The organism is Parabacteroides sp. ASF519, assembly GCF_000364265.2.
Lineage (GTDB): Bacteria > Bacteroidota > Bacteroidia > Bacteroidales > Tannerellaceae > Parabacteroides > Parabacteroides goldsteinii.
The window spans coordinates 2,591,227-2,606,576 of record NZ_AQFV02000006.1 but is presented as its reverse complement, the minus strand read 5'-3'; the positions used below and the strand labels follow the sequence as shown (position 1 = coordinate 2,606,576).

8 protein-coding genes and 1 pseudogene are annotated in these 15,350 nt (G+C 42.0%); 6 read left to right on the top strand and 3 right to left on the bottom strand.

Going from position 1 to position 15,350, the window contains the following annotated elements; all coding sequences use genetic code 11:
* The first annotated feature begins 74 nt into the window (after positions 1–74).
* Together C825_RS10075 and C825_RS10070 are read left to right on the top strand one after the other, a co-directional pair.
* Positions 75–2,191: pseudogene (locus C825_RS10075) on the top strand (AAA family ATPase).
* 674 nt (positions 2,192–2,865) lie between these two features.
* A complete protein-coding gene (locus C825_RS10070; RefSeq protein ID WP_007659087.1) occupies positions 2,866–3,537 on the top strand; it encodes a YczE/YyaS/YitT family protein in 672 nt (223 codons plus the stop codon).
* 50 nt (positions 3,538–3,587) lie between these two features.
* On the opposite strand, the gene C825_RS10065 is transcribed toward C825_RS10070, so the two are convergent.
* Positions 3,588–4,208, bottom strand: coding sequence for a DUF4923 family protein (locus C825_RS10065; RefSeq protein WP_010802385.1), 621 nt, complete (start codon positions 4,206–4,208; stop codon positions 3,588–3,590).
* A 114-nt stretch (positions 4,209–4,322) separates the two neighbouring features.
* Here C825_RS10065 and C825_RS10060 point away from each other — a divergent pair, with 114 nt between their 5' ends.
* Both C825_RS10060 and C825_RS10055 read left to right on the top strand, forming a co-directional pair.
* Positions 4,323–6,326 carry a hypothetical protein gene (locus tag C825_RS10060; RefSeq protein ID WP_044214756.1) on the top strand — a complete coding sequence of 668 codons (2,004 nt, stop codon included), beginning with the start codon at positions 4,323–4,325 and terminating at the stop codon, positions 6,324–6,326.
* An 11-nt stretch (positions 6,327–6,337) separates the two neighbouring features.
* On the top strand, positions 6,338–7,741 hold the full coding sequence (locus tag C825_RS10055; protein ID WP_010802383.1) for an MFS transporter: 1,404 nt from the start codon (positions 6,338–6,340) through the stop codon (positions 7,739–7,741).
* 498 nt (positions 7,742–8,239) lie between these two features.
* On the opposite strand, the gene C825_RS10050 is transcribed toward C825_RS10055, so the two are convergent.
* Complete coding sequence (locus tag C825_RS10050) at positions 8,240–9,505, bottom strand: FecR family protein (protein WP_010803767.1); 1,266 nt, start codon at positions 9,503–9,505, stop codon at positions 8,240–8,242.
* Here C825_RS10050 and C825_RS10045 point away from each other — a divergent pair, their 5' ends adjacent.
* Positions 9,506–12,703 carry a TonB-dependent receptor gene (locus C825_RS10045; protein WP_154292099.1) on the top strand — a complete coding sequence of 1,066 codons (3,198 nt, stop codon included), beginning with the start codon at positions 9,506–9,508 and terminating at the stop codon, positions 12,701–12,703. It abuts the gene before it with no gap.
* A gap of 29 nt (positions 12,704–12,732) precedes the next feature.
* Positions 12,733–14,691, top strand: coding sequence for a RagB/SusD family nutrient uptake outer membrane protein (locus tag C825_RS10040; RefSeq protein WP_010802381.1), 1,959 nt, complete (start codon positions 12,733–12,735; stop codon positions 14,689–14,691).
* Positions 14,692–14,771: 80 nt separating this feature from the next.
* Here the strand turns inward: C825_RS10040 and C825_RS10035 are convergent, their stop codons facing one another.
* Positions 14,772–15,314 (bottom strand): RNA polymerase sigma factor, encoded by a 543-nt coding sequence (locus tag C825_RS10035; RefSeq protein ID WP_010802380.1) that lies wholly within the window; start codon positions 15,312–15,314, stop codon positions 14,772–14,774.
* Between the last annotated feature and the right edge of the window lie 36 nt (positions 15,315–15,350).

The following is a 15,350-nucleotide window of genomic DNA, read 5'->3' as shown; positions in this document are numbered from 1 at the left end:
TTTAGCTTATAAGCGCATTTTTCACGTTTTTTTATTATATATTTGCAGATACCATAAACAATAGATCTATGATGATGCAAATGAATCAACAATTTGACCTTGCCTTCAACTTCTTACAGAATACAGGTACTCACCTTTTTCTGACAGGTAAAGCCGGAACAGGAAAAACAACGTTTCTGAAAAAACTTAAAGAAGTTTCCCCAAACGTATGATCGTTGTTGCTCCCACAGGTGTAGCCGCCATCAACGCAGGAGGTGTTACAATCCATTCATTCTTCCAGTTACCGTTTGGTCCTTATCTCCCCTCGGCAAGCAGGGAGGCAGACCAGGCAAAAAATTTCACGAATAAATTCAGCCGGGATAAGATTAATATCATCCGAAGCATGGATTTATTGGTGATAGATGAAGTCAGTATGGTACGAGCCGACCTGCTGGATGCGATCAGCGACGTACTTTGCCGCTATAAAGACCGGACAAAACCTTTCGGCGGCGTACAACTATTACTGATCGGTGACTTGCAACAGCTGGCGCCTGTTGCCAAAGATGACGAATGGAACTTATTGAAAGAACATTATCCGTCCACCTTTTTCTTCGACAGTAAAGCGCTTTCGGAAAGCAATTACTACTGCATCGAACTCACCAAGGTGTATCGCCAAAATGACAGTACATTCATCTCCCTGCTGAATAACATCAGGGAAAACAGATTCGATGAAGAAACATTAAACAGTCTTAACCAGCGATATATACCCGATTTCGCCCCAGACGACCAACAAGGGTATATCACACTTACAACACATAATTATCAGGCACAGCAACTCAACAACCGGAAGTTAGCCGAATTGCCCGGTAAGTCATACACCTTCAATGCCGAAATAAACAACGACTTCCCTGAATACTCTTATCCAACCGATAATCAACTGGAACTGAAAAACGGAGCCCAGGTTATGTTCGTCAAAAATGACTCTTCCGGCGAACACCGGTACTACAACGGTAAAATCGGTAAAATCGTTTTTATCAACCCGAACAAAATAACGGTTGTCGGAGAAGACGGCAATGAAATACAGGTAGAAAGAGAAACCTGGACGAATGTCAAATACACGATCAATCCGGACACCAAAGAAATAACAGAGACGGTTGCCGGAACTTTCAGCCAGTATCCGTTGAAAACAGCCTGGGCAATCACGATCCATAAAAGCCAGGGCCTGACTTTCGAACATGCCATCATCGATGCCTCGGCAGCCTTTTCACACGGTCAGGTCTATGTGGCACTCAGTCGCTGCAAAACCCTGGAGGGATTGGTTTTAAGCAGTCCGATCACCCGCAACGCGATGATCAAGGATATGAGGATACAGGAATTTACCAGTTCCGTCACCGACAAACAACCAGGAAAAGAACAGTTGGAACAGGCGCAACAGCAATATTACCTGGAACTGGTTATCGAACTTTTCAATTTCACCTCCATCCAGCAACGCCTGCAATATGCCGCTTATACGGTATATGCTCATTTACAGAAATTATATCCGGAACTCAACACGCAATATGCCAACACCCGTGATGCCTTCCGTTCCGTAATAACAGAAGTAGGCGGACGCTTCCAACAGCAACTGACGCGCATGATCTCCGGAAACCCCGATTACCAACAGGACGAAACCATCCAGGAACGTGTGCGGAAAGGAGTAGCCTATTTCATCGAGCGCATCGACAGCCTGTGTACATCTCTCGAGGAAAATTCCGCTGTCGAAATAGATAACAAGGAAAGCCGGAAAGCGGTGAACAATGCGATCAGCAAATTTACGGAAGAACTCCATTTAAAGCAGGAGACGCTGAAAGCATGCGTAGACGGTTTTTCTGTCGTCCGCTATCTATCCGCCAAAGCAAAAGCGTCCATCGAACCGCCCGCATCCGCTAAAAAACGTTCCGAACGTTCTTCACAGCCGGCCAAAGTGACTGTTTCGAGCGACGTTCTCCATCCCGAACTCTATAACAGCATTAAGCGGTGGCGCTATGAGCTGGCAACAGAAAAAGGATTGCCTCCTTATACGATCCTTCAACAGAAAGCATTGCTGGGTATTGTCAATACACTACCTTCCAATTCACGCGAATTGCTTGCAATCCCCGGAATAGGGAAAAAAGTAATCGAAAACTATGGTAGCGTACTGCTGGAACTTGTTGAAGAATATAAGAAGCAATAGAACAGAATCACTATTTTGCACCGACTATCATAATGGCTATTTTTTGAGCTTATTTTATCACTTTAGATACAAATAAGCTCAAAATAGAAACAGACACATCTCACAGGAAAGAGCTTCCAGACAGATCGATATTACATTTTTTAACACAAAGTAAAGGTTTATCATTTTGATAACTTCATCTAAACAAATTTCAATCTCGTTTAAAACGAGTTTTTTCTCGTTTTAAACGGATCCCTGGTTTATTTAAGATGAGTTTTTCTGTTAATAAAGCACAAAAACACACTGAAAAACAGTTCAGAAACAATACTTTTTTATGCTAAACAGCATATTTTACACTCTAAAAGACAACGTCATACGAACAAAATAAAATTATCAAAAACATCAGCATAACAGAAAATAAAAAGACAAATATTTACAACCACGAGGTTTCAACATCTGTTTAACACAAAACCTCGACTTATAATAGCTATTTTCCCAACCTAACCCATCCAGGAATCGTCTACACAAAGGCCAGGCTGACCCAGGATTCAAATAGTGCCTCCATTCCCCCGTTAAATTATCATTTTGATAATAATTTATTCACCATAACATCCGGTTTTGAAAAATAAATCGGATATTTGCATATCTTTTTCTAACTATCAAAAAGAAAGAGATCAGACAAATAGAGATTTGATATGGATATAAAAGAACTATTAAAAAAGTATTCAGTATTTATTTTAGGATTATATTTTTTAGCTGTAGGCATTGTATTGATCGTTCGCTCTGCATTAGGAACCACTCCTATCTCCAGTGTAAATTACGTGTTAAGCCTTAATACTCCTTTATCATTAGGAACATGGACATTCATTGTAAACGTACTGCTGATCCTGGGACAGTTCTGGTTGATCCGGAAAGACAGAAGTCGTCAGGACACGATAGAAATACTTCTTCAGATACCTTTTTCCTGCATATTCTCCGCTTTCATTGATTTCAACATGGCTTTAACAAGCAATCTGCATCCGTCCGGTTACGGCATGTCGATGGCCTTACTGCTCACAGGATGCCTCATACAATCCATCGGCGTAGTGCTCGAAATCAAACCGAAGGTAGCTATGATGAGTGCAGAAGCATTTGTAAAATATGCATCCCGATGTTATAATAAGGAATTCGGAAAGTTCAAGGTGTATTTCGATGTTACCCTGGTCACTTTAGCCGTACTCATCTCCCTCATGTTCACCCAAGGCATTGAAGGGATACGCGAAGGTTCACTTATTGCCGCCTGTATAACAGGCTATATTGTAAGTTTCCTGAACCAGAAGATCATGACCAGAAAAACACTCTACAAAATATTGCCGGGACTGAAATAAAAATGGATAGTCCGAAAAGACCACCCACTTTCAAAATATACTACTTTCTTCTATTTCTTCAATTCAAACCCCAGCATCATCCCGTCATACTCGCTGGCCAGTTTATTGACCAGTTTCAAAGTGGAATTGTCAGATATCGATGATAATTTGGTCAGAAAATCCAGTAACTTATCCGCATTGAACAGCAAAGACAGCTCATCTCCGGAAATCACGACGTGGGCTGTTAAAGTTGTCACTTTCAGTTTTCCGCCCAATGCATATTTCAGTTCAACCGTTTTTTCATCCGGATTAACAGAGAAAGTACCTTTCAATGTCTTTTTCTTTAATGCATTGGTAAACGTACTGTCACTATTGAACACATAGTTGAACATGCCTTCCACAATACCGACCTTGGCACAATACGTTTTCAGCTTTTTCTCCAATTCACCAGCAGCCACGCTCCCGGCTACATTCTTCAATGCATTATCGCCTTCCAGCTGAACGGCTGGATTGGTATACGTCCACGTTCCCTGCAAGTTCTCTACTGTCAGTTTCTTTCCGCCAGTTACAGAAGTAACCGCATCCTTTACTGTAGATGAATTCAATAAGTCTTTCAACGATTGTCCGTAAGCCTGGCCGGATACGAACAGCAGGATGCATATAGCAGCCATTAATCCCCACACTTTTTTCATACCTCTTGTTTTACTCTTTTTAAAAAACATACAAAGATACAAATATTATCCCTACATTTGCTTCACGCTTTTATTTACACTACAAAAGATCTTGAACTTAACAACATAAGTCTTATGAGAAATCTAACTAAACGCATTTGTATTATGCTTATTTGCTCATTAGCGTATCTGAACGGACAAGCATCCATCGATCCGTCCGTCATACAATCGACCATCAGCACGTTAACCTCCAGGGACAACAGTAACAAACAGAGTATAGAAAAAGGAGTCAGCCAGGTTGCACGTCTTTGGCTGGAAACAGACGGCGACGAAAAAGCCTTCCGCTCTTTTTGTGAAGACAATTATATTGCCGATCCGGATGAAAAGTATCAGGTATTCCTCAAGATCAGCGACTATCTCGAAGGTATCAGCGGTCATTTCAATGAGATGTCGCTGCGCTTACAGAAAAATTTGCAGCTGGATAACGGTCCGTTGCACCCCATCGATGAGAAGTTCGGTTCATACAGTCCTTCAAGCCATTTAAGCGATGACTTATACAATAATAAAATAGCTTTTATCATCGCGCTAAACTTCCCCCACCTTACCCTGGAAGAAAAAGAAGCACTGGGCACCGACCGCAAAGCCTGGGCCTATGCACGTCTGGGCGACATGTTTACAGAACGGATCCCTGCCGCATTGTTGCAGGCAGCTTCCAACGCAGAAAGCGATGCCGACATTTATATCTCCCAGTACAACATTTACATGGGTCATGTAATGAACAAAAAAGGTCAGCATCTGTTCCCTAAAGAGATGATCCTGCTGTCACACTGGAACCTGCGTGATGAAATCAAGGCAAACTACAACAAGGGGAAAGAGGGACTCGACAAGCAACGCACCGTTTACGAAGTGATGAAACGGATCATTTCACAGGATATTCCTGTCGAAGTAATCAACTCAGGAACGTATGAATGGAATCCATATACAAACATGGTACAACAGGAGAACAAGGAAGTAAAAACGACTCCCGAATCGACTGTCCGTTATCAGAAGATGCTGAACAATTTTAAGGCCATGCAAGGCATTGACAAATACACAGGTAATACCTATATCGACCGTAAATTCAACGACGATATGGAAGTCGCCTTGCAGGATGTTGAAAAACTGTTCGATGAATTTCTGTCCGCTACCGAATTGAAAGAAATCGGCAAAACGATCTCCAAACGTCTGGGACGCAAACTGGAAGCCTACGATATCTGGTACGACGGTTTCAAAGCCCGCAGTAATCTCGACGAGACCAAGCTGGATGCACAAACGCAAGCCCTTTACCCGGATGCGGCAGCTTTGGACAAGAAGTTACCGGACATTCTTATGAAGCTGGGATTCAGTGCCGAACGGGCCAACTATCTGGCCGACAAGATCACAGTCGATGCCGCCCGTGGTTCAGGGCATGCCTGGGGAGCATCCATGAAAGGACAGCAGTCACGTCTCCGCACACGTATTCCGGCAGCAGGAATGAATTATAAGGGATACAACATAGCTATCCATGAATTCGGTCACAATGTAGAGCAGACTTTATCGCTTTATGATGTAGACTATTATATGTTGAGCGGCGTACCCAACACTGCATTTACCGAAGCGCTGGCTTTTGTTTTCCAGAAACGTGATCTCGAAATATTGGATATCACCGATCCGAATCCGGAAAAACAGGCGATGGAAATATTGGATAAAGTATGGAGCATGTATGAAATTTGCGGTGTTTCCATGTTGGATATTTCCGTATGGAAATGGATGTATGCCCATCCGGACGCAACGGCCGAACAGCTGAAAGAAGCGACGATCGCATTATCGAAAGAGATATGGAACAAATATTATGCGCCTGTTTTCGGAGTAAAGGACGAGACGGTACTGGCTGTTTATTCGCACATGATCAGCTATCCTTTGTATTTGTCGGCTTATGCTTTCGGACAAATCATAGAATTCCAGCTTGACCAGTATCTGGAAGGCAAGAACTTCGCGAACGAAGTAGAACGGATTTTCCGTCAGGGATGTTTAACCCCTAACCAATGGATGATACTGGCTACAGGAAGTCCGCTGACCGTCGAACCTATGCTGGAAGCTGTAAGACAAGTTATTAAGTAAACAAGACATAAATGATATTACAAAATCGCGCCATAACTGTAAGTGAGAACGACGGACTACCGTTACCTAAACGTTACTGGGCTATACTGGCCACAGCTTTAGGTGTCGGAATGTCCGTCATAGACGGAACAATTGCAAATGTCGCTTTGCCGACAATAGCCCGCGACCTGGGTACTTCACCGTCTGTCACGATCTGGGTTGTCAACGCTTACCAGCTGGCAATCACCATTTCGCTTCTTTCCTTCGCTTCATTGGGAGACATTTACGGTTACCGGAGGATTTACTTATCAGGAATTTTACTGTTCAGCATCACGTCAGCCATCTGCGCCCTTGCCGATTCGTTCTGGATGCTGACAACCGCACGTATCTTACAAGGATTCGGAGCTGCCGCCATCACAAGTGTTAACACGGCATTGCTCCGAATCATTTATCCCAAACGTTTCCTGGGCCGCGGCATGGGGATCAATGCCCTGGTCGTCGCCGTCTCGATTGCCGCCGGACCGACCATTGCATCCGTCATCCTGTCTTTAGGTTCGTGGCACTGGCTGTTTGCCATCAATATCCCGATCGGCATTGCAGCCTTGGTGATCGGTCTGATGCATTTGCCAGCCAATCCGGTTAAAGTCACCGGCCGCCGTTTCGACAAGCTCAGTTGCCTGATGAACGCTCTTACATTCGGATTACTGATTTTCTCGCTGGAAGGTATTGCCCATAAAGAGAACACAACTTTGATCATAGCAGGTATAGCCACATTGTTTATGATCGGTTATTTCTTTGTACGCCATCAGCTACGCCAACAGTTTCCGTTACTTCCGGTCGACCTGATGCGCATCCCGATCTTCTCCATGTCGATCGGCACGTCGATATGTTCTTTCACCGGACAAATGCTGGCAATGATTTCCCTCCCCTTTTTCCTTCAGGGTGCATTGGGACGAAGCGACGTAACGACCGGCCTGCTTCTTACTCCCTGGCCGTTGGCAACGATGATCATGGCCCCGCTTGCCGGACGGTTAGTCGAACGGATTCATGCCGGTATACTGGGAGGTATCGGTATGACGATATTTGCTACCGGTCTTTTCCTACTGGCCATATTACCCGATAACCCGACAAATACGGATATTATATGGCGCCTGTTTATCTGTGGAGCCGGATTCGGTTTATTCCAGACACCCAATAACAGCACGATCATCTCCTCTGCCCCTTCCAACCGAAGCGGAGGCGCAAGCGGTATGCTGGGAACAGCCCGTTTATTAGGACAGACATTAGGAGCAACATTAGTCGCTATGATATTCAATCTAGTTCCGAACAACAGCACGCAAGCATGTTTATATCTGGCAACAGGATTTGCCGTGGTAGCCGCAATAATCAGTAGTTTAAGGATTTCACAGCCAAGACCGTTGAAAGGATTTAAATAAAAATTCAGTTATATAACACAAATCTTTTCATCTCACAGAACGAATTATTAACTAATATTTTTATTGGGAAACAGCATGAATACAATAAAATAGGGAAAAACGGTCCCCCAAACAGGAACTTTATTTTTCAAGACATAAGGTTCTTTATTATCAATTTGAAAAATTAACTTAGTTCTAGACGAACTAAGTCAGAATAAAAAAATACATACTCACTATTTTTTTCTACAGACGCAAAAACATCACTGATAGCCACATTTGATAAATCGAGTGACAAACGTGTAGATTGTGCATAGGACAATTCAGCCAAAAGAGATGAATTTACTGTAAAAAGCAAACACAACACTACACAAACCGCGTGTATTTTTCTTTTAATTTTTAGATATTCCATAATAATATAATAAGTTTTCCTTGATATTAATATTTTACTTGTTAACAACACAATGGTCTATTGTTTTATACAATACTAGGTTACGGCATGTTTTATCTATTCATAGGCATTCATTTTTTATTATTGATACTATTTACTTCAATCAAATTCCCCTTACGATGAAATGAAACTGATAACGTTTTCTGGAGTGTTTGAAGAACTTGGTCCATATTATCAAACAACACCAGCTTACCAGAGCATTTCACTTGTTCTATATCCGGTGGATAGCTAAATTGAACACGGTAATAACGTGAGATACTGCGTAGTACCTCACCTAAATTTTTCTCCCGGAACTGGAGAATACCATCTATCCATGAGATATAATCATATACATTCACCTGGCTAACAGACATCTGCCCATTTTCCAAGACTAAGAGATCATTAGGTTTGATAATTTGTTTTCCGCTTTTATATCCTTCAACCGCAACACTTCCTTCTTTCAATACAACAGATTGGAAATTTTCATCCTTATATGCAACTATGCCAAAAGATGTTCCTAAAACTCTGATTTCCATCTGGTTCGTTTTTACATAAAATGGACACGATGCATCTTTGGTCACTTCAAGATAAACTTCCCCTTCCACATAAATCATTCTTTTTTCTTTTTCAAATATTTCAGGGAATTGAAGCACCGTGCCTGAATTTACCCATACTTTCGTACCATCAGGCAAAATCAATGAAGAATGACGTCCTTTCGGTACGCTTAACACATTCATATGATTACCTTTTTCCTTTGCTTCACCAATACACTTCCTCTCTGTAGCCTCTAGATTATTAAAGTCTTTATCCGTCACCTTGATTTTCCCTTGTTGATCGACTAAAATTGTCGCATTATCAGAAACCTTCATTTTTTCCTGTGCCAAATAAAGTTCTACTTCTGTCTGATTAACATCTAACTGGACATCATCCACCAAAGACAGAATATCTCTTTCCTGAAATAAATTTTCTTTAGTAATCAAAAATAATGAACCCAATGTACATATAATAAGAATACAAGCTGCTGCATATTGCCATGTCAGACGCATTCGCTTTGGCTTTCTGAATTTTCTTAAATCATTTATAATATTTTCTTTAAGAGATTCTTTTTCAATTGGCGACAGTTTCCTATTATTCAATTTCAACGAACGAACCATTTGCCTGGCCTTCTCTATATTTTCTTTCTCTTCCGGATACAGTGTCAGATAATCATCAATCCACACCTGTTCCGACTCTTCCGTAGGAAACAGACACCAGAGAATAAAGAAATCGTCATGTATTAACTGGTCAACAGTTTTTATATGCTGTTTTTTATTCATTTTAAACAAGACATTAATTTCCCAAATTTGGCCCCATTTCATATGTTAAATTCATTTAATACCAATATATATATTGAATTAGTTCGTCTAGAACTACGTAAAAATGTAAGTATTAACATCCAATCTCAAACGATAGATCAAATTTTATCTGAAATTCTGAAAAACACCGGTCTTACCTACGTTCTCAATGACAGACAGGTAATGATTATGCGAAAAGGAGAAACAGAACAACAGCAAAAAAGTATCTCTATCAACGGAACAATCAGAGATGCACAGCAAGTTCCATTACCAGGTGTCAATGTTATTATTAAAGGTACAACAAAGGGTACAACTACCGATATTAACGGAAATTACTTCATTGAAGTTCCTCATAAAAACACGGTACTTGTTTTCAGCTATATCGGTTTCGAATCACAAGAAATTAAAGTCGGAGACCAGATCAATATAAACGTAAATATGTCTGAAGAATCGAACAATCTGGATGAAGTTGTAGTAGTTGGTTACGGTTCCCAGAAAAAAGTATCCGTAGTAGGCTCTATCACGACCATCGAACCTGCTCAATTGCAACAAGGAACAACCCGTGCCGTTTCCAATAATCTGGCAGGACAACTGGCCGGAGTGATCGCCGTTCAACGTAGTGGCGAACCTGGTTCTGACGGTTCCGACTTCTGGATTCGTGGTATATCTTCATTCAAAGGGACAGGTATCAAACCATTGGTTTTGGTAGATGGAATAGAACGTACGCTCGATGATCTTTCCGCTGCAGAAATCGAATCATTCTCTGTATTGAAAGATGCTGCTGCCAGTGCTGTCTATGGTGTACGAGGAGCAAATGGAGTTATTATCGTAAAGACCAAAAGAGGGCAACTGGGCAAACCCAAAGTAAATTTTCACTTCGAACAGGGTTTCACACAACCTACCCAGCTCCCAGAATATATCGGATCGGCTGATTATCTTTCATTAATGGATGAACTATATATGGACGCAGGGAATCCTAATCCTCTTTACGGAGAAGAAAAAATCAACAACTACCGTAATAATGTCGATCCGGAGCTTTATCCTAATGTAAACTGGTTGGATGCCGTTTCAAAAGACATGGCGTCCAATACACGAGGTGATCTGACTATTACAGGTGGTAGCGATATTCTTCGCTATGCATTAGTTGCGTCCTACTATGGGGAACGTGGTATTTTTGTCACCGATAAAAGTAAAGACTGGGATTCGTCGACCCGCCTGAACAAATACAATATCCGTTCAAATGTTGATATTAACGTCACGAAAACAACCGTTGTCGGCATAAGTATAGGGGGATATTTACAGGAACAAAACGGAATGGCAGTCAGTGGACAGGACATTTGGAATTATGCATTTGATACACCTCCTTTCTACCATCCGATCCAGTATTCCGGTGGACGCGATGTCCGTGTAACAGAGCGCCATAACCCCTGGGCGGAAGCCACACAGCATGGTTATCAGACAACAACCAACTCAAAAGTCGAATCCTTATTTTCTATCGAACAGGACCTGAAATTTATTACTCCCGGTTTGAAAATAAAAGGACTCTTTTCTTTCGACCGTTACTCCAGTTCATGGGTGAAACGCTCCAAAACTCCGACTTACTATAATCCGGCAACAGGCAGAGATCCGGAAACAGGAGAACTGATCCTGACAGTCAGTACGGACGGACAAGAATTTCTGGATACAAAAAGCGAGTCTGCATGGGGAAATAAAGCCACTTATCTGGAAGGAAATATCGCTTACGACCGCACATTCAATAAGAAACACGCAGTCAGTGCCATGTTCCTCTATAATCAACGGGATTATCAGGATGGCAACATTGTGCCGTTCCGCCGCATGGGTATAGCAGGACGTGCCTCCTATACTTTTGACAACCGTTACATCGCCGAATTCAATTTCGGTTATAATGGTTCGGAGAATTTCACAAAAGGACATCGTTACGGATTCTTCCCTTCTGTCGCCGTCGGCTATATGCTTTCGGAAGAAAAATTCATGGAACAATTCAAAGAGACTTTCTCTAAAATCAAATTCCGCGCATCATGGGGGTTGACCGGTAACGACCAATTGGACGGACGCCGCTTCGCTTTCCTACCAACAATAGACACGGATGGATCATATAAATGGGGTGTAAACAACGATTACAACCGTTCCTCCCGCTTTGAGGGAGAATTTGGTGTGACAGATTTGAAATGGGAAACCGTAGAAAAACTAAATGTCGGTATAGAATTAGGTCTTTGGAACGCTCTGGAATTACAGGCAGACTGGTTCAAGGAACAGCGCCGTGATATTTTCATGCAACGTAATAATATCCCGACATCTGCAGGTTTCCGTAAAACACCATGGGCTAACTACGGTAAAGTGAACAACACAGGTATAGATCTTTCATTAACTTACAATAAACAGTTCAATAAAGACCTGCACGTGGGTTTTCGCGGAACTTTCACTTATGCACACAACGAAATTATTGAAATGGATGAAGCGATGGGAGTTATCGGAACAAATCGTCAACGCACCGGAAGAGCTGTCAATGAATTATTTGGCCTCGTTGCCGAAAGATTATTCACAGAAGATGATTTCACTACAAATGAAAAAGGGGACCTGGTTTTAAAAGAAGGTATACCGGCACAAACTTTCAGCGCTATCCGTCCGGGAGATATTAAATATATGGACATCGACGGTGATGGCGTTATCACTAATAAGGATGAGAAGGCAATGGGCGGAACCGTCAATCCAGAAATTGTCTATGGCTTCGGAGCAACAGCTCGTTATAAAAATATAGACTTCAATATCTTCTTTCAGGGGAACGGACAGACTTATCGTTTTATCGGAGGCGTTGTTTCCAATTTCTTACCAGGAGCTTCCCAGGGATCTATGGGTAACATCCTGACCAACTACAACGATCGTTGGACCCAGGAAAACCCGAAACAGGATGCCTTCTACCCGCGTTTAAGTTACGGAACAAACGCCAACAACAGCCAAAATTCGACCTGGTGGTTGCATAACATGAGTATGCTCCGGATGAAAGATATAGAAATCGGTTACACATTTCCCAAACACTGGATTAATTCGGTCGGCCTTGCCAATATCCGCCTCTATGCCAAAGGTTCCAACCTCTTCACTTTCTCCTCCTTCGATCTTTGGGACCCGGAGTTGGACACGGCAAACGGAGCTAAATACCCGATCATGAAATCCTTCTCTTTCGGACTGGATATTAATTTCTAACAGAGTAATAAATATAAAACATATAGAAAATGAAACTACTCAAATATATTGGCTTATCATTTTTAGGCTTATCCCTCAATAGTTGTACGGATTATCTGGATAATGCACCGGATGATACACTAACAATGGAAATGGTATTTAACGATAAAACCAGAACCGAGGACTGGCTCTCCGGGGTTTATAACAGGGTTCCTGACCCTTACTGGAGTCTGTTGAGAGATTATGGTTATGACAGTATGGGAGATGACCTCGATCCTTCCCAACGTTGGTATCAGTGGTGGGGTAATACACTGAATTTCGTAATTGGACAATGGTTTACAAGTTCCTCCTGGGACGGAGCGGTATGGAGTCAATGCCCTGTACGTATCCGTTCTGCCTACCAGTTTATTGAAAATGCTCATGCACTTCCGGATCAGGGAGTTACAGAAGAAAAGATAGAAAGAATGAAAGATGAATGCCGCTTTCTGATTGCCTATTATTACTGGATGATGATTGAAGCATACGGCAGTGTTCCTTTCTTCGACGGATTGGCAGATGTCAATGATCCCAATTTAATGCGTGGGCAGATACCTTTCGACGAAATGGTTGACTGGATTGACGGACAATTAGTCAGCCTATCAAAAAAACTGCCGACTTCCTGGCTAAGCGAATCGACACAGTTCTATGGACGTGCCACATCCATTATGTGCCTCGCAGTCCGTGCCCGTATGTTATTGTTTGCAGCCAGCCCGCTGGTCAACGGCAATGAATGGTATAATGGATTTAAAAACTATGACGGTAAAGATCGTTTTAGCCAGACTTATGACGCCAGCAAATGGAACCGCGCGGCAGATGCCTGCAAGGAATTGATAGAGGCAGCCCATGCTGCCGGTCACGACTTGGTACGCGAATATAATGCAGACGGGAGCATCGATCCTTTCATGTCCTGCTATAACATGCTATTCCTGCGTGGAGATGTGAATCCGGAAGCATTATTCGTTCGTTCAGACAGCAACTTCAGTGAATTTGAAAAACATGCTACTCCACGCGGAGCATCCGGTAACGGAGGATTAGGTATTTATCAGACATTAGTCGATGCCTTCTCCATGAAAGACGGTTCATTACCCATTACCGGTTATAAAAGTAACTATGGTTCGCCGGTTATCAATGAAAAGTCAGGTTATACAGAGCGTGGTTTCTCCGACCAGCCAGATATTCGCAAAACCAAATACAACCTGTATCGCAATTGCCCGGGAGCAACAGTCGATTCTGTCGGTACAGACGGCAATACTTACAATCAGGTTGCAGCTACTGGCACATATAATATGTATATCAACCGGGAACCTCGTTTCTATCTGACCGTTATGTGGAACCGGCAATGGTACCATCAAGCCAACCGCGAAGTACAAATGATGTCTAACGAACAAGACGGTGGCCCCACACACGATGCTCCTCAAAATGGTTATCTGAATCGTAAAAAAGTTTCTTTGGAACAAAACCAGCGTGATAATATACATCCATATCGCCCGGGAATACTTTATCGTTTAGGGGAAGCTTACCTGAATTATGCCGAAGCATTAAATGAATGTGATCCGGGTAACGCGGACATTTTAAAATACCTGAACCTGATTCGTGAACGTGCAGGTGTTCCGCAATATGGAACCGGAATTGACAGCAATGGTTTCAACAAGATTCCTTTAAACGGCCAGGAAGAAGTCAGACAGGCTATTTATCATGAACGCCGTGTAGAATTGTGTTGTGAAAATGGTATCCGCTATTTTGATCTGCGCCGATGGAAAAAAGCGGAAGAAGTCTTGGACCAGCCAATGTATGGCATGAATTTCAGCGGAACAGAATTGTCTGATGACCCGAATAACCCCAAAGCTTTCTTCGTCCGTACACAATACATCAAACGGGTTTATGAACGTAAATTCTATTGGTATCCAATTTATCAGGAAGAGATAGATAAGGACCCGACGCTTGTTCAGGCACCATTCTGGGACAAATAAAGACCAATAAATAGATTAATACTACAGATGAGTTTTTAATTCGGGAGGGTAATTCCATATGGGGTTACCCTTTTCCTTTTTTACGATTCAGCCAGAAAAATAAAGACTAACCATAAAGGAGCTACTCCTCCTTGCATACGTTCCAACGCACGATAAATAATTTTACGTACACTTTTAGGCGTTATATGAAGAATTTCCGCTACTTCCTGATAACTCAGTTCCTGCATAAAATGCAAGTAAACAACCTCACGCTGTTTATTGGTCAATAAACGGAATAAATTATCCAGTTGTTCTTCATAAGCCAACCGTTCCTCCTCATCTTCCAGTAATGCAAGTGCATCAACCTTAATCTGGAACTCATATTCCATATTGTCATCAAGACTTAATAAATTGAAATTCTTTTGTTTAGAGGATATAATTCTGTTTTTAAGAGAACGGAGTAAATAAAACTTGGGATTATCAGGCATTTCTATTTTATTTACCGATTCGTATAAATGTAAAAAAACATCATGTATGACATCCAGCACATATTCTTTCTCCATACCGAATGCCATTCCATACGAAAACAATTCATCAACATATTGTTCATACCACTTATCGAACTCTCTTATTTTCTGCTCCATTTATACTTTGCCAGTTATCATGAGAAAGCTTAAAAT